Source organism: Spirillospora sp. NPDC047418 (assembly GCF_040643275.1).
Classification (GTDB): Bacteria; Actinomycetota; Actinomycetes; order Streptosporangiales; family Streptosporangiaceae; genus Spirillospora.
Map to the genome: position 1 here is coordinate 34,895 of NZ_JBEYTW010000031.1, position 24,382 is coordinate 59,276.

At 71.1% G+C, this 24,382-nt stretch carries 23 protein-coding genes and 2 riboswitches; of the genes, 16 read left to right on the forward strand and 7 right to left on the reverse strand.

Annotated elements, in window-relative coordinates:
* The first annotated feature begins 80 nt into the window (after window positions 1-80).
* Window positions 81-1,280 (forward strand): PucR-like N-terminal domain-containing protein, encoded by a 1,200-nt coding sequence (locus ABZ806_RS20630; RefSeq protein WP_500218938.1) that lies wholly within the window; start codon window positions 81-83, stop codon window positions 1,278-1,280.
* 118 nt (window positions 1,281-1,398) lie between these two features.
* Complete coding sequence (locus ABZ806_RS20635) at window positions 1,399-2,046, forward strand: TetR/AcrR family transcriptional regulator (RefSeq protein ID WP_500218939.1); 648 nt, start codon at window positions 1,399-1,401, stop codon at window positions 2,044-2,046.
* Window positions 2,047-2,118: 72 nt separating this feature from the next.
* Here ABZ806_RS20635 and ABZ806_RS20640 read toward each other — a convergent pair whose 3' ends face one another.
* Window positions 2,119-3,582: a flavin-containing monooxygenase gene (locus tag ABZ806_RS20640; RefSeq protein WP_500218940.1), complete on the reverse strand. Its 1,464-nt coding sequence runs from the start codon at window positions 3,580-3,582 to the stop codon at window positions 2,119-2,121.
* Between the two features lie 83 nt (window positions 3,583-3,665).
* Between ABZ806_RS20640 and ABZ806_RS20645 the strand changes: the two genes are divergently transcribed.
* The gene (locus ABZ806_RS20645; RefSeq protein ID WP_500218941.1) at window positions 3,666-4,325 is read left to right on the forward strand and encodes a TetR/AcrR family transcriptional regulator; all 660 of its coding nucleotides are present in this window, start codon (window positions 3,666-3,668) and stop codon (window positions 4,323-4,325) included.
* Here the strand turns inward: ABZ806_RS20645 and ABZ806_RS20650 are convergent.
* Complete coding sequence (locus ABZ806_RS20650; RefSeq protein ID WP_500218942.1) at window positions 4,261-4,956, reverse strand: TetR/AcrR family transcriptional regulator; 696 nt, start codon at window positions 4,954-4,956, stop codon at window positions 4,261-4,263. The genes ABZ806_RS20645 and ABZ806_RS20650 overlap by 65 nt on opposite strands.
* A gap of 107 nt (window positions 4,957-5,063) precedes the next feature.
* On the opposite strand from ABZ806_RS20650, the gene ABZ806_RS20655 reads away from it, so the two are divergent.
* Genes ABZ806_RS20655 through ABZ806_RS20665 form a run of 3 tightly spaced genes read left to right on the forward strand, consistent with a single transcriptional unit; the run spans window position 5,064 to window position 8,108 of the window.
* Entirely contained in the window at window positions 5,064-6,170 is a 1,107-nt protein-coding gene (locus ABZ806_RS20655) for a ferritin-like domain-containing protein (protein ID WP_500218943.1), read from the forward strand.
* Window positions 6,171-6,226: 56 nt separating this feature from the next.
* The gene (locus ABZ806_RS20660) at window positions 6,227-7,090 is read left to right on the forward strand and encodes an SDR family NAD(P)-dependent oxidoreductase (protein ID WP_500218944.1); all 864 of its coding nucleotides are present in this window, start codon (window positions 6,227-6,229) and stop codon (window positions 7,088-7,090) included.
* 46 nt (window positions 7,091-7,136) lie between these two features.
* On the forward strand, window positions 7,137-8,108 hold the full coding sequence (locus ABZ806_RS20665) for an AurF N-oxygenase family protein (protein WP_500218945.1): 972 nt from the start codon (window positions 7,137-7,139) through the stop codon (window positions 8,106-8,108).
* 338 nt (window positions 8,109-8,446) lie between these two features.
* On the opposite strand, the gene ABZ806_RS20670 is transcribed toward ABZ806_RS20665, so the two are convergent.
* Window positions 8,447-9,205, reverse strand: a complete 759-nt coding sequence (locus tag ABZ806_RS20670; protein ID WP_500218946.1) for a hypothetical protein — start codon at window positions 9,203-9,205, stop codon at window positions 8,447-8,449.
* A gap of 92 nt (window positions 9,206-9,297) precedes the next feature.
* On the opposite strand from ABZ806_RS20670, the gene ABZ806_RS20675 reads away from it, so the two are divergent.
* Window positions 9,298-10,854, forward strand: coding sequence for an ATP-dependent DNA ligase (locus ABZ806_RS20675; protein WP_500218947.1), 1,557 nt, complete (start codon window positions 9,298-9,300; stop codon window positions 10,852-10,854).
* A 158-nt stretch (window positions 10,855-11,012) separates the two neighbouring features.
* Here the strand turns inward: ABZ806_RS20675 and ABZ806_RS20680 are convergent, their stop codons facing one another.
* Window positions 11,013-12,233, reverse strand: a complete 1,221-nt coding sequence (locus tag ABZ806_RS20680) for a hypothetical protein (RefSeq protein ID WP_500218948.1) — start codon at window positions 12,231-12,233, stop codon at window positions 11,013-11,015.
* A gap of 88 nt (window positions 12,234-12,321) precedes the next feature.
* On the opposite strand from ABZ806_RS20680, the gene cds1 reads away from it, so the two are divergent.
* A complete protein-coding gene (gene cds1 / locus ABZ806_RS20685) occupies window positions 12,322-13,419 on the forward strand; it encodes an L-cysteine desulfhydrase Cds1 (RefSeq protein ID WP_500218949.1) in 1,098 nt (365 codons plus the stop codon).
* Here the strand turns inward: cds1 and ABZ806_RS20690 are convergent.
* A complete protein-coding gene (locus ABZ806_RS20690; RefSeq protein WP_500218950.1) occupies window positions 13,409-14,710 on the reverse strand; it encodes a M50 family metallopeptidase in 1,302 nt (433 codons plus the stop codon). The two genes, cds1 and ABZ806_RS20690, sit on opposite strands and share 11 nt — an antisense overlap.
* A 93-nt stretch (window positions 14,711-14,803) precedes the next feature.
* On the reverse strand, window positions 14,804-15,577 hold the full coding sequence (locus ABZ806_RS20695; RefSeq protein ID WP_500218951.1) for a FadR/GntR family transcriptional regulator: 774 nt from the start codon (window positions 15,575-15,577) through the stop codon (window positions 14,804-14,806).
* A gap of 153 nt (window positions 15,578-15,730) precedes the next feature.
* Here ABZ806_RS20695 and ABZ806_RS20700 point away from each other — a divergent pair, with 153 nt between their 5' ends.
* From ABZ806_RS20700 to ABZ806_RS20715, 4 genes are all read left to right on the forward strand, one after another.
* The gene (locus ABZ806_RS20700) at window positions 15,731-17,266 is read left to right on the forward strand and encodes an amino acid permease (RefSeq protein WP_500218952.1); all 1,536 of its coding nucleotides are present in this window, start codon (window positions 15,731-15,733) and stop codon (window positions 17,264-17,266) included.
* A 7-nt stretch (window positions 17,267-17,273) separates the two neighbouring features.
* On the forward strand, window positions 17,274-18,629 hold the full coding sequence (locus ABZ806_RS20705) for a glutamine synthetase family protein (protein WP_500218953.1): 1,356 nt from the start codon (window positions 17,274-17,276) through the stop codon (window positions 18,627-18,629).
* A 79-nt stretch (window positions 18,630-18,708) separates the two neighbouring features.
* Window positions 18,709-20,079: an aldehyde dehydrogenase family protein gene (locus ABZ806_RS20710; protein WP_500218954.1), complete on the forward strand. Its 1,371-nt coding sequence runs from the start codon at window positions 18,709-18,711 to the stop codon at window positions 20,077-20,079.
* Window positions 20,080-20,088: 9 nt separating this feature from the next.
* Window positions 20,089-20,853: a 3-oxoacyl-ACP reductase gene (locus ABZ806_RS20715; protein WP_500218955.1), complete on the forward strand. Its 765-nt coding sequence runs from the start codon at window positions 20,089-20,091 to the stop codon at window positions 20,851-20,853.
* Window positions 20,854-20,973: 120 nt separating this feature from the next.
* Here ABZ806_RS20715 and ABZ806_RS20720 read toward each other — a convergent pair whose 3' ends face one another.
* Window positions 20,974-21,168: a hypothetical protein gene (locus ABZ806_RS20720; RefSeq protein WP_500218956.1), complete on the reverse strand. Its 195-nt coding sequence runs from the start codon at window positions 21,166-21,168 to the stop codon at window positions 20,974-20,976.
* On the opposite strand from ABZ806_RS20720, the gene ABZ806_RS20725 reads away from it, so the two are divergent.
* From ABZ806_RS20725 to glyA, 4 genes are all read left to right on the forward strand, one after another.
* Window positions 21,167-21,301 (forward strand): hypothetical protein, encoded by a 135-nt coding sequence (locus ABZ806_RS20725; protein ID WP_500218957.1) that lies wholly within the window; start codon window positions 21,167-21,169, stop codon window positions 21,299-21,301. The genes ABZ806_RS20720 and ABZ806_RS20725 overlap by 2 nt on opposite strands.
* A gap of 50 nt (window positions 21,302-21,351) precedes the next feature.
* Window positions 21,352-21,447, forward strand: a riboswitch (glycine riboswitch).
* Window positions 21,448-21,451: 4 nt separating this feature from the next.
* Window positions 21,452-21,540: riboswitch (glycine riboswitch) on the forward strand.
* A 73-nt stretch (window positions 21,541-21,613) separates the two neighbouring features.
* Window positions 21,614-22,726, forward strand: a complete 1,113-nt coding sequence (gene gcvT / locus ABZ806_RS20730; protein WP_500218958.1) for a glycine cleavage system aminomethyltransferase GcvT — start codon at window positions 21,614-21,616, stop codon at window positions 22,724-22,726.
* A gap of 13 nt (window positions 22,727-22,739) precedes the next feature.
* The gene (gcvH, locus tag ABZ806_RS20735) at window positions 22,740-23,129 is read left to right on the forward strand and encodes a glycine cleavage system protein GcvH (RefSeq protein WP_500218959.1); all 390 of its coding nucleotides are present in this window, start codon (window positions 22,740-22,742) and stop codon (window positions 23,127-23,129) included.
* Window positions 23,126-24,382, forward strand: a complete 1,257-nt coding sequence (gene glyA, locus ABZ806_RS20740; RefSeq protein ID WP_500218960.1) for a serine hydroxymethyltransferase — start codon at window positions 23,126-23,128, stop codon at window positions 24,380-24,382. Before gcvH ends, glyA begins: the two co-directional genes overlap by 4 nt.

A 24,382-nucleotide genomic window follows, 5' to 3' on the forward strand; every position in this document is an offset into this window, starting at 1 on the left:
CACCGTCCCCGCCGGGCGGCGGCCCGGCGTCCGGCCGGCCTGATGCGGAGGTTTGGTTACCCATGGTGCAGGCTTTGGAATTGTCCGGACACGAAACGAGTCAGATCCGCTTCCAGGATTTCCTCGACTTGCTGCGCGCGGAACTGGGCGGCGTCACCGACGAAGTCGTCAGCGAGATCAAGCGCAACATCCCCGAATACGACCGGCCGGATCCGACCTACGACCAGACCCTCCACCTCTGCACCGACATCCTGCTGCCGACCTTCCTGGACTGGGTCGCCGACCCGGCCGCGTGCACCAACCAGCGCGACGAGACGTGCCGGACCCTCGGCCGCTTCGAGGCCCTGGAGGGACGCAGCCTCGACCACCTCCAGGCCGCGGCCCGGATCGCCTTCCACGTCGCCTGGCGCCGCACGGCCGTCCTCGCCGAGCGCGAGCGGGTCCCCACCTCCGTCGTGGCCAGCGCCGTCGACGCCATGCTCGTCTACCTGGAGGAGGCCGTCGCCCAGGCGCGGCTCGGCTACCAGCAGGCCACCGGGCACGCGGACGTGCGGCGGCGCGAGGAGCGGCGCCGGCTGCTGCACCTGATCCTGCAGCGGCCCGCCGTCGTCCCCGAGGCGATCGAGGACCTCGCCAAGTCCGCCGGCTGGTGGCCGCTGCCCGCCGAGGCCACCCTCGTCGCCATCGCGGCCGACGCGCCGTGCACGCGCTCGGCGCTGGACGCCGACGTCCTCGCCGACTTCGACTCGGCGGAGCCGTGCCTGCTCGTCCCGGGGCCGCTCACCGCGGACCGGCGGACCATGCTGCGCGCCGCCCTGTCGGACGCCAGCTGCGTGCTGGGGCTCACCCTGCCGCTGGAACGGGCCACCCACTCGCTGCGCTGGGCGCGCAGCGTCCTCGGCCTCGCCGCGGAGGGCGTCATCCCGGACGGGTCGCTCATCCCCTGCCAGAACCACCTGATGACCATGTGGTTGCTGTCGGACCCGCCGCTGGTCGAGGAACTCACCCGGCGACACCTGGAGCCGCTGCGGGACGTCTCCGACGGCCAGCGCAAGCGCCTCGTGGAGACCCTCGCCGAGTCCGTCACCACCCGCGCGACCGCCGTCGACATCGGCGAGCGGCTCAAGATCCACCCGCAGACCGTCCGGTACCGGCTCCGCCAGCTGGAGGGGTACCTCGGCGACAGCCTCGACGACGCCGACACCCGGTTCTCCCTCGACGCGACCCTGCGCGCCGCGAGCCTGTACCGGCGCCGCCACCTCGGGCGCAGAAAGCCCTGATCCCGGCGGGGACGCGACCTTCCGTCCGGGGTCGGTGGGGTTCGGGTCACACGGGGCGGCATGGCCCGTTATCCTGACCTTCTGGTTACCGGTTCCTGACGGGAAGTCGAAGGAGTCCATGCCGACGTCGACCTGGTTCCGCCTCAACGTCGCCAAGCGCGAACGGGTGCTCGAGGTGGCGATGCGCGAGTTCGGGGAGCACGGGTACTCGACGGGCAGCCTGAACACGATCGCGCGCGAGGCCGGGATCGCCAAGGGCTCCCTGTTCCAGTACTTCAGCGACAAGCTGGAGTTCTTCGCGTTCGTGTGCGACGAGGCGTCCCGCCGCGTCCGCGAGGAGATGGAGCGGCGCATCGAGCGCATCTCCTTCGACCAGTCCTTCGACGAGTGGCTGTTCGACGTCCTGTGCGACTGGACCGAGTACATGGCCGACCACCCGCTGGAGCGCGGCGTCACCGCGGCGACGAACTTCGAGCTCGACAACAGCGTCCGGTCGGTGGTGCGCGACACCGCGAACCAGCACTACCTGCAGGTCATCCACCCGACGCTGGAGCTGCGGAAGGCGCAGGGCGCCATCCGCGAGGACGCCGACCTCGCCGTCCTCGCCACCTGGCTGATGACGATGCTGCCGTTCCTGGCGCTGGCCCCCTACTACGACGGCCTCGACCCGATCCACGACCTGCGCGGCCGCGGCCCGGCCGAGCAGCGGCCCGTGATCCGGCAGCTCGTCGCGGGCTTCCGGCCCATGTTCGCGCCTGAGAAGTAGCCGCACCCGAGAAGTGGCCGCCGCCGAGCGACGCGTCCGGGACGCCGCGCGGCGCCCCGGACGGTCTTTCGCTCAGTGTGTGATGAGGTACTCGTCGGGGTCGGCCTTACGGGAGCCGGCCCAGAACTCGAAGGTGTGCCCCGGCCACAGGGTGCGGTTGACGCCCTGTTCGTCCAGGTACCAGCTGCTGCAGCCGCCCTCGTTCCAGACGGCGCGGCGCAGCCGCTTCTGCATGCGGTCGTTGAAGCGGCGGGCCGCCGCCGGCTTCGGCTCGATCGCGTCGGCGCCCGCGTCCTGGAGGAGGCGCAGGCAGCTCAGCACGTGCCGGATCTGCACCTCGATCATGAAGACGACGGAGTTGTGGCCGAGACCGGTGTTCGGGCCGAGCAGCATGAAGAAGTTCGGCATGCCGGGGACGGTGGTGCCGTGGTGCGCCTCGATGCCGTCCGCCCAGATCTCCTGGAGCTTGGTGCCGCCGCGGCCGGTCACGCGCAGCTCGTTGAGGGCGTCGGTCACCTTGAAGCCGGTGCCGTAGACGATGCAGTCGACCTCGTACTCGCGCCCGTCGGCCGTGACGATCGAGTTCTCCCGGACCTCGGCGACCGCGGACGTCTCCAGGTGCACGTTCGGGCGAGTGAGCGCCGGATAGTAGTCGTTGGACAGCAGGATCCGCTTGCAGCCGATCGTGTAGTCCGGCGTCACCTTCGCGCGCAGCTCCGGGTCGGCGATCTGCTTGCCGATGTGCCGGCGGGCGATCTTCTCCTGCGGGGTCGACAGCCGCGGGTCGATGGTGAAGCCGACGGCGCGGGCCTCCAGCGCCCAGTAGATGCCGTTGCGGAAGGAGCGGGCGGCGCCCGGCAGCCGCTTGAACGCCGCGCGCACCGGGGCGGGGATCGACACGTCGGGCTTCGGCTGGATCCACGGCGGCGTCCGCTGGAAGACGACGAGGTCGGCGGCCCGCTTCGCGACCTGCGGGACGAACTGGATCGCGGACGCGCCCGTCCCGATGACGGCGACGCGCTTGCCGGCGAGGTCGTAGGAGTGGTCCCACTCGGCGGAGTGGAACGCGGTGCCCTGGAACCGCTCCATGCCCGGCAGGTCGGGGAAGGACGGGACGTGCAGGGCGCCGATGCCGGACACGATGGCCTTCGGGGTGAGGACCGTCCCGTCCGCGAGCGCCACGTCCCAGCGCCTGGCGTCGTCGTCGTACTCCATGGACTCGACGTGCGCGCCGAACCGGATGTGCTCGCGGACCCGGTACTTGTCGGCCGTCCGCTCCATGTAGGCGCGGATCTCCGGCTGCGGCGCGAACATCCGCGACCAGCCGGGGTTCAGCTCGAACGAGAAGGAGTACATGTGCGAGGGGACGTCGCAGGCGCACCCGGGATAGGTGTTGTCGTGCCACGTCCCGCCGAGCGCGTCGCTCTTCTCCAGCACGACGAAGTCGTGGAAGCCGTTCTGCTTGAGCCGGATCGCCATGCCGAGGCCGGCGAAGCCGGAACCGATGATGACGATCGCCGGGGCACGCTCGCTCATAACCCATCCTCTCGCGTAACCTACTTCGAGTAAGTTACCTGGAGTAGGTTACTGACGGTAGGTCCAACAGAGAGGTTTCCCCTGTGAGTGCCGCCACACCGCCCGCTCCCCGCCGCAAGCGGATGTCCCGGGCGGCGCGCGAGCAGCAGATGCTGGACGTGGCGGAGGAGGTGTTCGGCGAGCGCGGCTACCAGGCCACCTCGATGGACGAGATCGCCGAGCGCTGCGGGGTCTCCAAGCCGATGCTCTACGAGTACTTCGGCTCCAAGGACGGCCTGCTCGTGGCCTGCGTGAGCCGGTCCAAGGCGGAGTTGCTCGACGTGACGCAGAAGGCCATGGCGGGCGCCACCGACCCCGAGGACATCCTGTGGCGCGGCATGGTCGCCTACTTCTCCTTCATCGACGCCCACGGCAACTCGTTCTCGATGCTGCTGCGCGAGCCGACGGCCGCGTCCCCGGAGACCGCCGAGGCCGTCGAGGCGACCCGGCGGCAGCAGAGCACGCTGATCGCCGGGGTGCTCACGACGTTCGCGCCGTCCGCGCCCGCCGACGCGATCGAGGCGTACACGCAGATCATCATGGGGGCGAGCGAGCGGATGGCGCTGTGGCTGACCAGCCGTCCCGACGTGTCGGCGGAGGACGCGGCCCGGCACATGACCGACTTCTGCCGGCGGGGCCTCAGCCCCTACCTGACCCCGGTTCCGCCGCCGGTCCGCGCGGAAGCGCCTCCAGCGCCGCGATGAGCAGGTCGAGGCCGAACTCGAAGTCGCTGTCGGGGTCGTGCGCGGCCAGCTCGGGGCCGTAGGCGATGACGTGCCGGAACTCGTCCGGGTCGAGGTGGTTCCACGACTCGACGCCGGTCTCCTCCAGGTGCCCGAGCATCTTCTCCATGCCGGCCTCGCGCATCTGCGCGCCGATCGCGTAGGCGAGCAGCGCCCGCATGATGCGGACGGCGGTCGCGGCGTCGAACCCGGCCGCGTCCGCGAGCGCGAGGGCCCGCTCCATCGGCCGCAGGCCCGCCGCCGTGTCGACCTTGTGGGTGAGGACGATCGTCATGCTGCGCGGGTAGTCGTGCGCGACCTTGCGGAAGGCCCGGACGAGGGCCCGCGCGCCCTCCTGCCACGACTGGGCGGGGTCGTCGCCCAGCTCCAGGCCCGCGACGACCCGGTCGGCGACGCCCTCCAGCAGCGCGGTCTTGTTCGGGACGTGGTTGTAGAGCGACATCACGGCGACGTCCAGCTCGGCCGCGACGCGGCGCATCGACAGCGCCTCCGCGCTCTCCCGCTCGATCAGCGCGACCGCGGCCTGCACGATGCGGTCCCGGGTCAGCGCCGGACGCGGAGTGTCGGCCGCGCGCGGGGTGTCGGAGGTCACCCATCGCTCCTCTCTGCGTCGTTGACAGGGGTAAGTGTCCCATGACACCGTACGTACATCGTACGTGAGACGTACAGCGTACGTTCGCGCTTCGGGGAGGAGTGCCCATGGCGACCCACGACCTCTACACCGACCCCCTCCCGTCCGATTCCTGGACCGTGCCGATGGCCGGAGACACCAGGTTCACCTGGGAGTACGACGACGGCCGCGACCGGCTCCTCGCCCTGTACCAGAAGGGCAAGGACAAGCAGTGGGACTCCGTCAAGCGCATCGACTGGGACCTGGAGGTCGACCCGCACAACGTCCTCGGCGTCCCCGACCAGTCCCTCGCCATCTACGGGACCAAGTACTGGGACAAGCTGTCGGAGCGGGAGCGCGGCGAACTGCGGCAGCACTCCACGTCCTGGCAGTTCTCCCAGTTCATGCACGGTGAGCAGGGCGCCATGGTCACCGCCGCGCGGATCGTGGAGTCGGTGCCCGACCTCGACTCCAAGTTCTACTCCGCCACCCAGACGATGGACGAGGCGCGGCACGTCGAGCTGTTCACCCGGTTCCTGCACGACAAGGTCGGGATGGTCTACCCGATCAACACCAAGCTGCAGGACCTGCTGGACGAGACCCTCACCGACTCCCGCTGGGACATGCCCTACCTCGGCATGCAGGTGCTCATCGAGGGCCTCGCGCTCGCCGCGTTCGGCGTCATCCGCGACATCACGACCAAGCCGCTGCCGAAGCAGATCCTCGCCTACGTCATGCAGGACGAGGCCCGGCACGTCGCGTTCGGCCGCCTCGCGCTGCGCGACTACTACAAGCAGCTGTCCCCGGCCGAGCTCCGCGAGCGCGAGGACTTCGTCATCGAGGGCTGCTACCTGATGCGCGACCGCATCCGCGGCCGGGAGATCTGGACCAACTTCGGCATCGAGCCGGCGGAGGTCGACGAGCTGATCGAGAACTCCCCCTACATGCGGATGTTCCAGAGCCTGCTGTTCAGCCGGATCGTCCCGTGCGTGAAGGACATCGGGCTGTGGAGCGAGCGGATCCAGCAGACCTACGACGACATGGGCGTCCTCGACATGTCCAAGGCCGACCTGGACGCGCTCATGCACCAGGACGAGGAGATCGCCGAGAAGCTCGACACCGAGCGGTTCGCCGCCGAGGAGGCCGCCCGCAAGGCCGAGGTCGACGCCGTCATCGCCGACGCGGCGGCGGGCTGAGTACGTTTGGATCACTCGATCCTCGATCACTCGGTCCGTACATCTCGGAGGTCTGGATGCCACTCGCGCATTTCGATGGAGCGCTCGCCGTCGTCACCGGAGCCGGCAGCGGCATCGGCCGCGCCATCACGCTCGCGCTGGCCGGGAGCGGGGCGAGCGTCATCGCGGCCGACATCGACCTGGCCGCCGCCGAGCGCACCGTCGCCCGCGCCAAGTCGGTCGGCACCGGCGGCACCGCCTACCGGGTGGACGTGTCCGACGCCGCCGCGATGGAGGCGTTCGCCGCCGAGGTGAAGGAGGCGCACCGCGTCCCCGACATCGTCGTCAACAACGCCGGGATCGCGGTCGCCGGCTCCTTCCTCGACACCGAGCTGGACGACTGGCACCGGGTCGTCGACGTGAACCTGTGGGGCGTCATCCACGGCTCCCGCCTGTTCGGCAAGCAGATGCGCGACCGCGTCCAGGCCCTCCCCAACAAGCCCGACAAGCCGAACCTCGGCGGCCACATCGTCAACATCTCCTCCGCGTCGGCGTTCGCGCCGTGGCGGGTGATGCCCGCCTACTGCACGACGAAGGCCGCCGTCCTGATGCTGAGCGAGTGCCTGCGCGCCGAACTGGCCGGCTCCCGCATCGGCGTCACCGCCGTCTGCCCCGGCTTCGTCAGCACCGACCTGGTCAAGCACGGCACTTTCGCCGACGGGAGCACCGGGTCCCCGGACAGGCTGAAGCAGCGCGGCCAGAAGGCCATCCAGTTCCGCAACTACCCGCCGGAGAAGGTCGCCGAGCGGGTCGTCGACGCCATCGTCAAGAACAAGGCCGTGGTCCCGGTCAACTTCGAGGGCCACCTCCTGCACGTGCTCTCCCGCGTGTCCCCCGCCGCCGTCCGCCTCCTGGCCAGAATCCCCGCACCCCAGGGCTGACGCCCCCCGCCGGGCACGGCCCCCGACTCTCCGAGGTGAAGGATCGATGCCCCCCGATGTGCTGCTCAGCGACGGCCGTCCGCGTACGTGGACGGCGCAGATCAGGTGCAAGGACGGCGACCACACGCTGGAGCTGACACATCGGGAGGTGGTCGCCGAGCGCCTGCTGCGGACGTCCCGCAAGCACTCGTTCGACCCGGACACCGACGTCGACTGGGACGCGCCGCAGGACCCGGACGCGTTCTACATGCCGCCGCAGCTCGTGTCGATCTACGAGACGCCGCTGTGGGACGCGCTGACGCACCGGCAGCGGGTCGAGCTGACCAAGCGGGAGATGTGCAGCATCGCCTCGTTCGGCATCTGGTCGGAGATGCTGCTCATGCAGTCGCTGGTGATGCACGCCTACCGGCACCGCTACGACAGCGACCACGTGGCGTACGCGCTGACGGAGATCGCCGACGAGTGCCGGCACTCGAAGATGTTCGGCCGGATGGTGCGGACGTGCGGGCTGCGCACGCACCGGCCGCGGGCGCTGGAGTACCACTCCGCGAAGCTGCTCGGGGCCGTCTACGACCCGATGCCGATGTTCGCGGGCACCCTCGTCGTGGAGGAGTTCACCGACGCGTTCCAGCGGCTGACGTTCCCGGACGAGGGCGTGCAGCCGATGATCCGGCAGGTCACCCGGATCCACGTGATCGAGGAGGCGCGGCACATCAAGTACGCGCGCGAGGAGCTGAAGCGCCTCGTCGCGGACGCCCCGGCGCTCCAGCGGCGGGCGGCGGCCTACAGCATGGCGCAGGCGACGCGGCTGCTCTGCGCCCAGGTGGTCCACCCGTCCTGCTACACGGCGGTGGGGCTCGACCCGAAGCTCGCCCGGCGGGTGGCGGCGCGCAGCCCGCACCGGCGGGCGACGATGGCGTGGTCGTTCCGCAAGTGCACCGCGTTCTTCGACGAGGTCGGCTTCCTGGACGGGCGGGCCCGTGACGTGTGGATCCGTTCGGGTCTGCTGGAGTCGTAACACGTTCTACCCGGGCGGCCATTTATCTCGACGTCGAAACGCTTTTTAGAAAGCAGTTCGGTAATGCCGGAGATTGGTCCGGGCGGCGACATGCCAAGGGCCGCGGAGCGGGGGTCCACTCCGCGGCCCGTCGGGGGTACATGTGCGCCTGCCTGGGACTATCTCACCCAGGACACTCCAACCGATTGCACGGTCACGACGTCGCCTCCTCCTCCCAGGCGTTCCCAGTACGCCGATCGAGTGCCTGGCGCGGGAGCATGATCGGCATACCGCCTCCCCTTTACCGAATCACCTTAGAAGGTGCTGACAGAAAATATGCCATGATCGGCCGAATCAGGTCAGAAATCATTTAGCGCGGTGCGGACTTCGCGCGCGGCGGCGGTCGCGGTGCCGAGGATCGCGCGCTGCCGCTCCGCCCGCTCGGCCTTCGCGGGCGCCTGCTCGCTGTAGCTGACCGTGAAGACCGCGTTGCGGACCCGGGCCGTGACCTGCCCGACCACGGTCGGCTGCCCCTCGTCGGCCTTGAACCAGCGGTACGCCTCGTCCCCGACGCCGCCCTCGCGCTCCAGCGCGATCGTCCGGACGAGCGGCGCGTCGTGCGCCTGCGTCCACTGCGCGTCGTAGTAGCTCTCGGCGTCCCGGACCGGGGTCGCGGTGTAGGCGGGCGCGTACAGCCGCGCCTCCACCCGCAGCCAGCGGAACGCCGACCCGGTCGAGGTGTACGTGCACGTGGTGAGCGTCGAGTTCGCGCTCTGCCGCTTCGCCGCCTTGGGGACCGCCTTCTCGACGGTGCCCGCCGAGACCGTCCCGCAGGGCGGCGGCAGCGCCCTGACGATCTGCTGCGCGGGCTCGGACGCCTCCGGCGTGCTGTGCCGCGGCACCACGGCCGCCCGGTCGGTGCCCCCGTTCTCGCCGGGCACCACCAGGAACACCGCGACCGCGGCCGCGGCGAACGCGGCGGCCGCCACGAGCAGCACGACCAGCCGCCTCGGCCGGCGCCCCGGCGACGGCGGCTCCGGCCCGGCGTAGGGCCGGTGGAACGGTTCGACCGGACGCTGCAGCCCCACGTCCCGCTCCTCACTTCCCCGTCGCGTCATGGCCCGCCTCCCGTCAACGTAGTCAGGCGCGCCGCCCCTGACCAGGCCCCCTGACGGTGCCGATTGTCAGACCCCGGGGTCACTATGGAGGGGTGCTGATCGCTGACATCGCGCGGACGTCGGGGGCGGTGGCGGGCACCTCGGGCCGGAAGGCCAAGGTAACCGCGCTCGCCGAGTGCCTGCGCCGCGCCGACGCCGACGAGGCCGCCACCGTGGTCGCCTACCTGTCGGGTGAGCTGCCGCAACGCCAGATCGGGGTGGGGTACGCCGCGTTGCGGGACGTCCCGCCGCCCGCCGCCGAGCCGTCGCTGACCGTCCCGGAGGTGGACGCGGCCTTCACCGGGATCGGCGCCGTGTCCGGGCCCGGCTCGGTGGCCCGCCGCCGCGAGCTCGTCGCCGGTCTCCTGGCCCGCGCCACCCGCCCCGAACAGGACTTCCTCATCAGGCTGCTGGCGGGCGAACTGCGCCAGGGCGCGCTGGACGGCGTCATGGCCGAGGCGATCGCGGCGGCGGCCGAGGTGAAGCCCGCCGAGGTGCGCCGGGCGTTCATGCTGCGCGGCTCGCTGGGCCCGGTCGCCACGGCGGCCCTCGCCGACGGCGTCGCCGGCCTGCGCGCCTTCACCCTGCAGGTCGGCCGCCCGATCAAGCCGATGCTGGCCGCGTCGGCACCGTCCATCGACGACGCGTTCGCCAAGCTCAAGGCGGAGGCCGCCGTCGAGTGGAAGCTCGACGGCATCCGCGCCCAGGTACACGTCTCGGGCGACGAAGTGCGCGTCTTCACCCGCACCCTGGACGAGATCACCGCCCGCCTCCCCGAGGTGGTCGAGGCCGTCCGCCGGCTCCCCGTGCACGCGGCCGTCTTCGACGGCGAACTCATCGCCCTGCGCCCGGACGGCCGTCCCCACCCCTTCCAGGTGACCGCCGCCCGCACCGCGACCCGCACGGCGAAGAACACCGACCCGGTCCCGCTGAGCGTCTACCTCTTCGACGTCCTCTACCTGGACGAACACCCGCCCGCCACGGCCGGCGCAGCATCAGGGGACCTGCTCGACGCGCCGGGGGTGGAGCGGAACGCGGCGCTGGCGCGGATCGTGCCGGAGGAGCTGCGGATGCCCCGGGTGGTCACCGGCGATCCGGTGCGGGCCAAGGAGGTGTTCGACGAGGCCGTGGCGCGTGGGCATGAAGGCGTCGTGATCAAGTCGCTCGACACGCCCTACACGGCCGGGCGGCGGGGTGCGGGGTGGATCAAGGTGAAGCCGCGGCACACGCTCGACCTCGTCGTGCTCGCCGTGGAGTGGGGCCACGGGCGGCGGCGGGGGCTGCTGTCCAACCTGCACCTCGGCGCACGCGATCCCGAGACGGGCGAGTTCGTGATGCTCGGCAAGACGTTCAAGGGCCTCACCGACGAGCTGCTCGCCTGGCAGACCGAGAAGCTCCGCGCGCTGGCCGTTCGCGAGGACGACTGGACGGTGCACGTCCGGCCCGAACTCGTCGTGGAGATCGCGTTCGACGGCGTCCAGCACAGCCCTCGCTACCCCGGCGGCATCGCGCTGCGCTTCGCGCGCGTGCTGCGGTACCGCCCCGACAAGTCCGCCGCCGATGCCGACACGATCGACACCGTCCGCGCCGTCGCCCCCGTCATGGATTAAGAACGCCACGGCCCGCTCGGACCGCACCGGCGCACTCCCGGATCGGACCGCCCCGGTCGGCTCGCGGCCCGGTCGGCACGCGGCCCGGTCGGCACGCTGCCCGGTCGGCACGCTGCCCGGTCGGACCGTATGGGCGGGTGGGGTGTCTGGTCGGGGGGTTAGGGAGGGTCTTCGCCTGTGCTCGGTGGCTTTTCGCCCAGGGGGGCCGGTTCGGTGGGGTTCGGGGCGGGTGGGAGGCGGCCGGCGGGGCGGAAGCGGGGGAGGAACTCGTCCCGGCGGCGGCTGGTGCGGCGGGCGGCGGCGCGGGCGCGCATGCGGGACGCGGCCCGGCCGGTCGCCCGCGGCGACGAGGCGCGGGCGACCGTCAGGCGGCGGCCGGCGCGTTCGTCCGGGCGGGCGGCCTCGTCGCTGCGGGCGGTCGCCCTCTCGGCGGGCGTCGCGGCGCGGCGGGCGGCTCTGCGGGCGGCGCGGCGCTCGGCGCGGCGTTCCGCGCGGGCGGCGGCCTTGCGCTCGTCGCCGGCCCGGGCGCGGCGCTCGGCGCGGGCGGCGGCGCGGCGCTCGGCGCGGTCCAGGCGGCGGAGGCGGGCGCGCTCGGCGGCGTCGGCGCGGCGCTGCAGCAGGTCGGGCGGGATGAGGTCGTGCCGTCCGGCGATGAACTCCTGCACCCAGATCTTGCCGCGGATCAGCGGGCGGCGGAACTGCCGCTCCCGCCGGACGGCGCGCCGGTGGCGGCGGGAGTCGGGGGCGTAGCGCCAGCGCGCCCAGGGCGAGCCGGGGCGCGCCACCCGGATCGCGCCGACGATCAGCAGGGCGGGCATGAACAGGCCGATGAGGCCCGTCCAGATCTTGCCCTTGAGCAGGGTGATCATCGCGAAGACCAGGTTGATGACCAGGGACACGACGTAGACGCGGGTCAGGATGCCCGTGCCGGGGTCGGGGGCGATGCCCTCGTAGCCGAGCGGGCGGATGCCGAGCAGCAGCAGCCCCGTCACCGCGATCGCGACGAACACCGCGTCGACGGACGCGCGGCCCTTCTCCGTCCAGTAGACGTCGCTGAGGTGCAGGATCAGCGCGAACTCGTCCAGGACGAGCGCGGAGCCCATCCCGAACACGACGGCGGCGGCCACGCTGAGGCCCGTGTAGGCGTCCGGGACGGCGAGGCTGCCCACCCCGCCCGCCAGCATCAGCACCACGCCGAACACGACATGGTGGATGTGCAGGTCGCCGGCGGTCACGTTGCTGAACCACCAGCGCACGTCCGCCCGGATCAGCCGCACGTTGACCCGCGTCAGCACGAACGTCACCAGGAACGCCACGAAGAAGCCGAACAGCGGGAGCCGCCCGGCCGCCACGATCCGCTCGTCGAACATCTCGATCATCTGCCCCCCGCTGCCTCCATGATGCACCGTGACATGCGCGGATATCGTTGGACCCGGCCGGTCAAGGACGATCGAGGGGAACATCACCGTGAGCCGTACCGTGGACCGCTGCGACCCGGGCTACCGGGCGTGGATCGCCGAGGCGATCCGGCTCGTCGACGCCGACGCCAACCGCAGCGCGGACACGCACCTGCACGTGTTCCCGCTGCCACCGGAGTGGGGCATCGACCTGTATCTGAAGGACGAGTCCGTCCACCCGACGGGTTCGCTGAAGCACCGGCTCGCGCGGTCGCTGTTCCTGTACGGGCTGGCGAACGGCTGGATACGGCAGGACACGACGATCATCGAGGCGTCCAGCGGGTCCACGGCGGTGTCGGAGGCGTACTTCGCGCGGCTGCTCGGCCTGCCGTTCACCGCGGTGATGCCCGCCTCGACCAGCCCGGAGAAGATCCAGCTGATCGAGTTCTACGGGGGCCGCTGCCATCTGGTGGACGACCCGTCCGCGATCTACGACGAGTCGCGGCGGCTCGCGGCCGAGTGCGGCGGGCACTTCATGGACCAGTTCACCTACGCCGAGCGCGCGACGGACTGGCGCGGCAACAACAACATCGCCGAGTCGATCTTCGAGCAGATGCGGCTGGAGCGGTTCCCCGAGCCGTCCTGGATCGTGGTCGGCGCGGGCACCGGCGGGACGTCCGCGACGATCGGCCGGTACGCGCGCTACCAGCGGTTCCAGACGCGGCTCGCGGTCGTCGACCCGGAGGGGTCGGCGTTCCACGGCTCGTTCGCCGACGGCGACCCGGAGCGGACGGCGGCGGGCTCGCGGATCGAGGGCATCGGCCGGCCCCGCGTCGAGCCGTCGTTCCTGCCGACGGTCATCGACCGGATGATCCGGGTGCCGGACGCGGCGTCCGTCGCGGCGATGCGCTGGACGGGCGCGGTCAGCGGCCGCGACGTGGGCGGCTCGACCGGCACCAACATGTGGGGCGCGGCGGAGCTGATCGCGGAGATGCGGGCGCGCGGCGAGCACGGCAGCGTCGTCACGCTGATCTGCGACGGCGGCGAGCGCTACGCCGGCACCTACGGGTCGGACGCGTGGCTCGCGGAGCAGGGCCTCGACATAGCGCCCTTCCTGGCCGCGCTGAACGGCTTCGCCAAGACGGGCGAGATGCCCGTTATCCCGTGACGGTGACGGGGTTCACCAGGTCGGCGTAGATCAGCAGGCCGCCCATGACGATCAGCACGACCGCCATCACGTACGTCACCGGGAGCGCCTTGGCGACGTCCACGTAGCCGGGGTCGGGCCTGCGGAACACCTTGGCGAACGCCTTCTTGACCGCCTCCAGCAGGGCGCCGGCGATGTGGCCGCCGTCCAGCGGCAGCAGCGGGATGAGGTTGAACAGCCCGACCGCGAGGTTCAGCGACCCGAGCAGCATGACGAAGAACGACACCTTCTCGGCACCGGTGTAGTCCTGGGAGGCGGCGACCTCGCCGCCGATCCGGCTGACGCCGACGACGCCGACCGGGCCGTTCGGGTCGCGCTTCTCGTCGCTGAACGCGGCGTTCCACACGCCGACCATCTTCTGCGGCATCCGGACGAGCGCCTCGGCGGTGCGCGCGGTCAGGTCGCCCATCGTGCTCGCGACCGCGCCCGGCCCCTGCCGCTCCATCGCCTGGATCGGGGTGATGCCGAGGAACCCGACGTTGACGACCTTGTCGTGGTCCTTCAGGTCGTACATCTGGTTGCGGGTGATCGGGACGTTCAGCTTCACGTCCTGCCCGCCGCGCTCGACGGTCATCGGCACGGTCTTGCCGCCGTTGTCGCGGATCAGGACCTGCAGCTTCTCGTAGTCGCCGTCGATCTTCCGGCCGTCGAACGCCACGATCCGGTCGCCGGCCTTGAGCCCGGCCTGCGCGGCGGGCGTCGGCGTCGCGTCCTTCGGGCATTCCGTCGTCTGGGACTGGCTGGCGGGCACCATGCATGCGAGGACCTCGCCGATCACCGGCTGCGACCGCATCGTGCCGATGCCCATCAGCAGGATCGCGAAGAACATCACCGAGAGCACCAGGTTCATCGCGGGCCCGCCGAACATGATGAGCAGCTTCTGCCACCACTTCTTGGCGTAGAACACGCGGTCCTCGTCGCCGGGCCGGATCTCCTCCAGCGCGGCGCCGCGCGCCGACTCGATGAGGCCCTGCCACGGGCCGGTGCTGATCTGCCGGACCTGCCCGGGGGCGTCGCCCTTGCGCGGCGGCAGCATCCCGATCATGCGGATGTAGCCGCCGAGCGGGATCCACTTGACGCCGTACTCGGTCTCGCCTTTGCGCTTGGACCACATGGTCGGGCCGAAGCCGACCATGAACTGGGTCGTCCGCACCTTGAAGAGCTTGGCGAACGAGAAGTGGCCGAGCTCGTGCAGCGCGATGGACACCAGCAGGCCGAAGAACAGGATCAGCATCCCTGCCAGGTAGACCATCCGGCAATGCCCCTCAGCTAGTGCGCCCGCGCTCAGCACGGGTGATCTCGACGACCAACTTAGAGTACGTGATCGGCCCCGGTCCGGTTTAAGTCAACCGAGGAAGCCGCGCAGGAGGGCGGCCGTGCCCTCCAGGTGCTCGGCGACAGCCCGGCGGGCGGCCTCCGGGTCGCCGGCGAGGACGGCGTCGACGATCGCGGCGTGCTGGAACGACGCGTGCTCGATGTTCGGGCCGAGCACGGGGATGGCGTTGAGCAGGTCGGTGACCCGCATCCGGGCGTCCGCGCAGGCCGCCGACAGCAGCGCCGACCCGGTCATCTCGGCGACCGTGAGATGGAAGAGCGTGTCGAGGCGACGGTACTCCTGCGGCCCTGCCGCGTTTAGCTCGGCCAGCCGGGTGCGCAGCGTCGCGCGCTGCGCCTCGGTCAGCGGGGTCGTGGCGAGGATCTGCGCGGCACCGGTCTCCACGGCCATGCGGAAGGTGAGCGTGTCGTTGAGGCCGTCGCCCATCTGCGCCAGCGCGCGCTTCAGGTCGGACTGGCGGGGCTTGGGGCGCGTGTAGGTGACGAACGTCCCGCCGAACCGTCCGCGCCGCGACTCGACGTACCCCTCCTGCTGGACGGCCCGGATCGCCTCCCGCAGCGTGACGCGGCTCACCCCGAGCAGCGGCGCCAGCTCGCGCTCGGGCGGCAGCCGCTCGCCCCGGTCGACGACGCCGAGCTTGATCGCCTGGAGCAGCCGCTCGACGGTCTCCTCGAACGCGTTGCCGGCCCGGACCGGACGGAACACCGCGCTGTGCGCGAGGTCGGGCAGGGCGCTCGCCGCGGGGTCGGGCAGGTCCGGCGGGTCCGGGTCCGGCTCGGTCATGACCGTCCTTCGGGCCGCGGGGAGTCTGAAAGGTCCACGTTACATGCGCGTCTCATCGCGATCAGGGTCTTGACGGGAGGCCGCCCGTAAATATTAATGGTCTGTCGTTAGCCCATTAAGGGCGGCACGAACCCCCTGGACGAGGAGGTGCTCGTGAGCATCGACGAGCACAAGGCTTCCGCCGGCCCCGACCCCATGTCCGACGACGAGAAACGGCTGCACGAGCTGGGCTACGCCCAGGAGCTCAGCCGGTCCATGTCCGCCTTCTCCAACTTCGCCGTCTCGTTCACCATCATCTCGGTGCTGAGCGGCTGCCTGACGTCCTACACGATCGGCCTGCGGGGCGGCGGCCCCGTCGTCATCACCTGGGGCTGGCTCGGCGTCGGCGCCATGACCCTGCTGGTCGCGCTCGCCATGGCCGAGGTGTGCTCCAGCTACCCGACCGCCGGAGGCCTCTACTACTGGGCCGCGAAGCTGGCCAAGAAGAACGGCCCCGCGTGGTCGTGGTTCACCGGCTGGTTCAACTTCATCGGCCAGGTCGCCGTGACCGCGGCCATCATCTACGGGTCCGCCGCGTTCCTGAACCCGCTGCTCGACCTCCAGTTCGGGTTCGACGTGTCGCTGGGGCACACGTTCGTGCTGTTCGCGATCCTGCTCGTGGTGCACGCCCTGCTGAACCAGTTCGGCGTGAAGATCGTGTCGCTGCTGAGCAGCGTCAGCGTGTGGTGGCACGTCCTCGGCGTCGCGATCGTCGTCGGGGTGCTGGCGTTCAAGCCGTCCCACCACCAGACGGTCGGGTACGTGTTCACCGAGTTCGTCAACGAGACCGGCTGGCAGTACGGCATGTACGCGGCGCTGATCGGGCTGCTGCTGTCGCAGTACACACTGACGGGATACGACGCGTCCGCGCACATGACGGAGGAGACGCACGACGCGGCGCGGTCCGGGCCGAAGGGCATCGTGAACTCGGTGCTGATCTCCGTCGTGGCCGGCTGGATCCTGCTGCTCGGCGTCACGTTCGCCATCCAGGACTACGGCAAGGCCCTCGAGGGCGGGCCCGCCGAGATCTTCATCGCGGCGACCGGCGAGACGACCGGCAAGCTGCTGATCCTGGTCTCGTTCGGCGCGCAGTTCTTCTGCGGCATGTCGTCGGTGACGGCCAACTCCCGGATGATCTACGCGTTCTCGCGGGACGGTGCGCTGCCGTTCTCGTCCTTCTGGCACCGGATCAACAAGCGCAGCCGGACGCCCACCAACGCGATCTGGCTGGCCGCCGGCGGCGCGTTCGTCCTCGCGCTGCCCGCGATCTGGAACATCACCGCCTACCTCGCCGTCACCTCGGTCGCGGTCATCGGCCTCTACATCGCCTACGTGATCCCGACGTTCCTGCGGCTGCGGCAGGGCGACGACTTCAAGGCCGGGCCGTGGAACCTCGGCCGCTGGAGCAGGCCGATCGGGACGCTCGCCGTGGTGTGGGTGCTGTTCGTCTCGGTGGTGTTCATGCTGCCGCCCGCGAACCCGATCACCAGGGACTCCTTCAACTACTCCCCCGTCGCGATCCTGGTCGTGCTCGGCGGCGCCGGGCTGTGGTGGCTGCTCTCGGCGCGCACGTGGTTCAAGGGCCCGAAGGTGCAGGGCAGCGCCGAGGAGCTCGCCGCCATCGAGAAGGAACTCGAGCAGCTGGGTTAGGAGAACCGTGACCACATCGCTCACCCTCGACGAGCTGCGCGGGCTGGCGGAGAGCGGCCGGGTCGACACCGTCATCGTCGCGATCACCGACATGCAGGGGCGCCTCCAGGGCAAGCGGCTCTCGTCCCGCTTCTTCCTGGAGGAGGCCGCCGGGCACGGCTCGGACGGCTGCGACTACCTGCTGGCCGTGGACGTCGACATGAACACGGTCGACGGGTACGACATGTCGTCCTGGGACACCGGCTACGGCGACTTCGTCATGCGTCCCGACCTCGGCACGCTCCGGCTGATCCCGTGGCAGGAGGGTGCGGCCCTCGTCCACGCCGACATCGTCGCCGAGGACGGCACCGACGTGGCGCCCTCGCCCCGGCAGATCCTGCGCCGCCAGCTCGCCCGGCTGGCCGAACGGGGCTGGGGCGCCTACGTCGGGACGGAACTGGAGTTCATCGTCTACAAGGACTCCTACGAGGACGCCTGGAACAAGGCGTACCGGAACCTCACCCCGGCCAACCAGTACAACGTGGACTACTCCCTGCTCGGCGGCGCCCGCGTCGAGCCGCTGCTGCGGCGCATCCGCAACGGGATGACGGGCGCGGGCATGTACGTGGAGTCGGCCAAGGGCGAATGCAACCTCGGGCAGCACGAGATCGCGTTCCGCTTCGACGAGGCGCTGCGGACGTGCGACAACCACGTCCTCTACAAGACCGGCGCCAAGGAGATCGCCGCCCAGGAGGGCATGTCGATCACCTTCATGGCCAAGCCGAACGAGCGGGAGGGGAACTCCTGCCACGTCCACCTGTCGCTGCGCTCGTCCGACGGGACGCCCGTCCTCGCCGGGGACGGGCCGCACGGGCTGTCGCGGCTCGGCGCGCACTTCATCGCGGGCCAGCAGGCGTGCCTGCGCGACTACACCCTGCTCTACGCGCCCAACATCAACTCCTACAAGCGGTACCAGCCCGGCTCGTTCGCGCCGACGGCGATCAAGTGGGGCATCGACAACCGGACGTGCGCGCTGCGGCTCGTCGGGCACGGGCCGTCGCTGCGCATCGAGAACCGAGTGCCCGGCGGCGACGTCAACCCGTACCTGGCCGTCGCCGCGATGATCGCGTCCGGCCTGCACGGCATCGACCACGAACTGGAGCTGGAGGAGCCGTTCGTAGGCAACGCCTACACGACGGACGCCGCGACGGTCGTGGGCACACTCCGCGCCGCCGCCGACGACTGGAGCCACAGCTCCCGGGCCCTGGACGCCTTCGGCAAGGAGGCAGTAGAGCACTACAAGAACTACGCGACCGTAGAGCTGAAGGCATACGAAAGGGCGATAACGGACTGGGAGATGTACCGAGGCTTCGAACGACTCTGACGTTGACCTGCGGCGTGTTGTTGTTATGAGCCCCCTCAAAACAACAACACGCCGCAGATCAACGAGGGGAGGAGGGGTGATGGCGGTGTTCGAGGTGGTTGATCCGGCTACCGAGGAGGTCGTTGAGCGGGTGCCGCTCGCCTCTGTTGCGGAGGTTGATTCCGCTGTTGCGGTGGCTCGGCGGGCCTTTGCGGGGTGGCGGGACGTGGCGCCTGGGGATCGGGGGCGGTTGCTGCGGGCGTTCGCCGAGGTCGTGGACGCCCATGTCGACGAGCTGGCCGAGCTGGAGGTGCTCAACGCCGGGCATCCGATCGGGCAGGCGCGGTGGGAGGCCGGGAACCTGCGGGACGTCCTGCGGTACTACGCGGCGGCGCCCGAGCGGCTCGCCGGGCGGCAGATCCCGGTGCCGGGCGGGGTCAACGTCACGTTCGCGGAGCCGCTCGGCGTCGTGGGGGTCATCGTCCCGTGGAACTTCCCCATGCCGATCATGGGGTGGGGGCTGGCGCCGGCGCTCGCGGCGGGCAACACCGTGATCGTGAAGCCGGCCGAGCTGACGCCGCTGACCGCGCGGCGGGTCGGCGAGCTGGCGCTGGCGGCGGGCCTGCCGGAGGGCGTGGTGCAGGTGCTGCCGGGCGCGGGCCCGGTGGCGGGACGGCGGCTGGTCGGGCACCCGGACGTCCGCAAGATCGTCTTCACCGGGTCGACGCGGGTCGGCACCGAGATCATGGCGGCGTGCGCGCCGGGCGTGAAGCGGCTGACGCTGGAGCTCGGCGGCAAGAACGCCAACATCGTGTTCGCGGACGCCGACCTGGAGAAGGCCGCCGCGACCGCGCCCTACGCGGTGTTCGACAACGCCGGGCAGGACTGCTGCTCGCGGTCCCGGATCCTCGTCCAGCGCCCGGTGTACGACCGGTTCATGGAGTTGCTCGAACCGGCCGTGCGGAGCGTCGTGGTGGGTGATCCGCGGGACGCGAAGACCGAGGTCGGGCCGCTGATCAGCGCGGCGCACCGGGAGAAGGTCGCCTCGTACGTCCCCGATGACGCGCCCGTGGCGTTCCGCGGGCCGGCGCCGGAAGGGCCCGGGTTCTGGTTCGCGCCGACCGTGCTCGCCGGGCCGTCGTGCGCGGAACTGCCCGCGTGGCGGGACGAGGTGTTCGGCCCCGTCGTCACCGTCCTCCCGTTCGAGGACGAGGCCGACGCGTTCCGCCTCGCCAACGACACCCCCTACGGGCTGTCCGGCTCGATCTGGACGCGGGACGTCGGGCGGGCCTTCCGCGCCGCCCGCGCCGTCGAGGCCGGGAACCTGTCGGTGAACTCGCACTCGTCCGTCCGGTACTGGACGCCGTTCGGCGGGTTCAAGCAGTCGGGCCTCGGCCGCGAGCTGGGCCCGGACGCCCTCGGCGCGTTCACCGAGACCAAGAACGTCTTCATCGCCACTTCGGAGGAGTAGGTGACATCGATGCAGCGTCTGGAGGGCCGGGTGGCCGTCGTGACCGGCGGTGCGAGCGGCATCGGCCTCGCCACCGCGCGCCGCTTCGCGCAGGAGGGCGCCCGGGTCGTCGTCGCGGACGTCGACGAGACCGCCGGCAAGACCGCGGCCGACGACCTGGACGGCCTGTTCGCCAAGGTGGACGTCACGAGCGAGGAAGAGGTCGAGGCGCTGTTCCGGACCGTCCACGAGACGTACGGGCGCATCGACGTCGCGTTCAACAACGCGGGCATCGCGCCACCGGACGACGACTCGATCCTGGAGACCGGCCTGGACGCGTGGAAGCGGGTCCAGGACGTCAACCTGACGAGTGTGTACCTGTGCTGCAAGTACGTCATCCCGTACATGGTCGAGCAGGGGAAGGGCTCGATCATCAACACGGCGTCGTTCGTGGCGGTGATGGGCGCGGCGACGTCCCAGATCTCCTACACCGCGTCCAAGGGCGGGGTACTGGCGATGTCGCGGGAGCTGGGCGTGCAGTTCGCGCGGCAGGGCGTCCGGGTGAACGCGCTGTGCCCGGGGCCCGTCAACACGCCGCTGCTCCAGGAACTGTTCGCGAAGGACCCGGAGCGGGCGGCGCGGCGGCTCGTCCACATCCCGGCGGGACGGTTCGCGGAGGCGTCGGAGATCGCCGCCGCCGTCGCGTTCCTGGCGTCGGACGACGCGTCCTTCATCACGGCCTCGGAGTTCCTCGTGGACGGCGGCATCTCGGGCGCCTACGTGACCCCCCTTTGATGCGGGCTGCTAAATCGGGCGAGCGTCATTGGCACGTGCCTGAATAGCCGGGCGACGCCCCACCCGCGCATCATGGGCTGATCTCACCCCGTCTGCCCGGAGGTCCACCTTGAAGCGCGGTCACGTAGGCATGCTGGTGCTCGTACTGGCGCTGAGCGGATGCGGCGGCTCCGACGGCGGGGACGCGGGCGCGTCGCCGCCGCCCACGCCGGCGGCCTCCGCACCGGCTTCGGCGCCGTCCGGCGCGTCGCCCGGCCGGGCCGGCACGCCGGCGCCCGAGGTGTCGAGGGCCACCGAGAAGTTCAACAACTGCATGACCAGGCAGGGTGTCGAACTGCCGAGCCCGAACCCGTCGACCACGCCCGACAAGAAGGACCTCGAAAAGATCAAGGCGGCCCTGCGGACGTGCGTGAAGTCGATGTCGGCGTCGCCGCCGCCGGCGGGCTGATCGGCGGGTGGTCGCGGGGCGGGGCCGCTGCTAGATTGGCGGCCAGCCGATGATCCCGTGCGGGAGAGTCCCATGCAGCCGGTGTGGGACGCCGAAGGAGCAAATCCTCCCCGGAACCTCTCAGGCCCACGGACCGCACGGGCAAGGCGACCTCTGGAAAGCGGGGACCCGGTCCCCCGCCGAAGGTGAAAACCCGCCGCCGCGCGGCGGGCGAAGCTCTCAGGCGCAGATGACAGAGGGGGAGGCACCGTAACGCCCGGTGCGCGAGTGGGACGATGGACCACGCGCGCCCGCGACGAAGGAGCCGAACCCATGTCCGCCGACCCGACCGCCGACTCGTCCGCCGATCCGAAGACCACGCCGCTGCACGACGTCCACCGCGACCTCGGCGCGAACATGGTCGACTTCGCCGGCTACCTGATGCCGCTGCGCTACCAGAGCGAGACCGCCGAGCACCAGGCCGTCCGCACCGGCGCCGGGCTGTTCGACCTGTCGCACATGGGGGAGATCTTCCTGTCCGGGCCGGGCGCGGGCGCCGCACTCGACTACGCGCTGGTCGGGAACCTGTCGCCGATGCCGATCGGCAAGGCCCGCTACACGATGATCTGCGCGCACGACGGCGGCGTCCTCGACGACCTGATCGTCTACCGGCTCGCCGACGAGACCTGGATGGTCGTGGCGAACGCCTCGAACACCGACGTCGTCCGAGACGCGCTGGTCGAGCGGGCCGCCGGCTACGAGGCCGCCGTGGACGACCGCACCGACGCGTACGGGCTGATCGCCCTGCAGGGGCCGCGCGCCCAGGAGATCCTCGAAGGGTTCACCGACGCGCCGGTCGCCGACCTCAAGTACTACGCCATCCTCGCCGGACGGGTCGCGGGCGCCGACGCGCTGATCGCCCGCACCGGGTACACGGGCGAGGACGGTTTCGAGCTGTTCGTGGACGCGTCCGACGCCGTCGCGGTGTGGCGGGCGTTCGCCGCCGTGGACGGGGTCGTCCCGGCGGGGCTCGCGGCGCGCGACTCGCTGCGCCTCGAAGCGGGCATGCCGCTGTACGGCAACGAGCTGACCGCCGAGACGACGCCGTTCGAGGCGGGCCTCGGCCGGGTCGTGAAGCTGGACAAGGCGGTCGATTTCGTGGGCAAGACCACCCTGGCGGCGCAGGCGCAGACCCCGCCTGGCCGTAGGCTCGTGGGACTGGTCGCGCGCGGGCGTCGCGCGCCGCGGAAGGGGTACCAGGTCGTCACGTCCGGCGGCACGCCGTGCGGGGTCGTGACGAGCGGCGCCCCTTCGCCCACACTGGGCAAGCCGATCGCCCTGGCCTACCTCGACAGCGGCGTCGAGCCGACGGGCCTGGCCGTGGACGTCCGCGGCCGGCCCGAGCCGGTGGACGTGGTCGACCTGCCGTTCTATACGCGTTCCTGAAAGAGAGAGAATCGTGAGCGTTCCGGAGCAGCTCCGCTACAGCGAAGAGCACGAGTGGGTGTCCGGCCTCGGCGGCGAGGACGGCATCGTCACCGTCGGCATCACCGCGCACGCCGCCGACGCCCTCGGAGAGATCGTCTACCTCGAGCTGCAGCCGGCGGAGGGCGACACCGTCGAGGCGGGCGAGCCGTGCGGCGAGGTCGAGTCCACCAAGTCGGTCAGCGACCTGTACTCCCCGGTCAGCGGCGAGATCACCGCGATCAACGGCTCCGTGGTGGACGAGCCGAAGGTCATCAACGACGACCCGTACGGCGAAGGCTGGCTCTTCAAGGTGCGGATCTCCGACGAGCCGGGCGACCTGCTCGACTCGGCGGCCTACGCGAAGCTGATCGAGGAAGCATGAGCCTCTACGACTCCCTCGCGGCAGCCGACCCGGAGGTCGCCGAGGCCGTCGGCGCGGAGCTGCGCCGCCAGCAGTCCACGCTGGAGATGATCGCGTCGGAGAACTTCGCGCCGGTCTCGGTGCTGGAGGCGCAGGGCTCCGTCCTGACCAACAAGTACGCCGAGGGCTACCCGGGCAAGCGGTACTACGGCGGCTGCGAGTACGTCGACGTCACCGAGCAGCTCGCCATCGACCGGGCCAAGTCGCTGTTCGGCGCCGAGCACGCCAACGTCCAGCCGCACAGCGGCGCGCAGGCCAACACGGCGGTGTACTTCGCGCTGCTGCAGCACGGCGACACGATCCTCGGGCTCGACCTCGCGCACGGCGGCCACCTCACGCACGGGATGCGGCTGAACTACTCCGGCAAGACGCTGAACGTGGTGCCCTACCACGTCCGGGCGGAGGACGGCCTGGTCGACATGGACGAGGTCGCCACGCTCGCGGCGGAGCACCGTCCGAAGATGATCGTGGCGGGCTGGTCGGCGTACCCGCGGCAGCTCGACTTCGCGGCGTTCCGGGAGATCGCCGACTCGGTCGGGGCGCTGCTCATGGTCGACATGGCGCACTTCGCGGGCCTGGTCGCGGCGGGGCTGCACCCGTCGCCCGTCCCGTACGCCGACATCGTCACGACGACCACGCACAAGACGCTCGGCGGCCCGCGCGGCGGGCTGATCCTCGCCCGCGAGGAGTACGGCAAGAAGATCAACTCGGCGGTGTTCCCCGGCATGCAGGGCGGCCCGCTGGAGCATGTGATCGCCGCCAAGGCCGTCTCGCTGAAGATCGCCGCGTCGGAGGAGTTCCGCGACCGGCAGGCGCGGACCGTGGAGGGCGCGAAGCTGCTCGCCGAGCGGCTCCTCGCCGAGGACTCGGCCAAGGCCGGCGTGAAGGTCCTCACCGGCGGGACGGACGTCCACCTCGTCCTGGTCGACCTGGTCGACTCCGAGCTCACCGGACGCGACGCCGAGGACCGGCTGCACGACGTCGGCATCACGGTGAACCGCAACGCGGTGCCGAACGACCCGCGCCCGCCGATGGTCACCTCCGGCCTGCGGATCGGCACCCCGGCGCTCGCCACCCGCGGCTTCACCGCCGCGGACTTCGCCGAGGTCGCCGACGTCATCGCGCTGGCCCTCCAGCCGTCCTTCGACCGCGACGCCCTGGCCGCCCGGGTGAAGGCCCTCGCCGACAAGCACCCCCTGTATCCGAACCTGTGA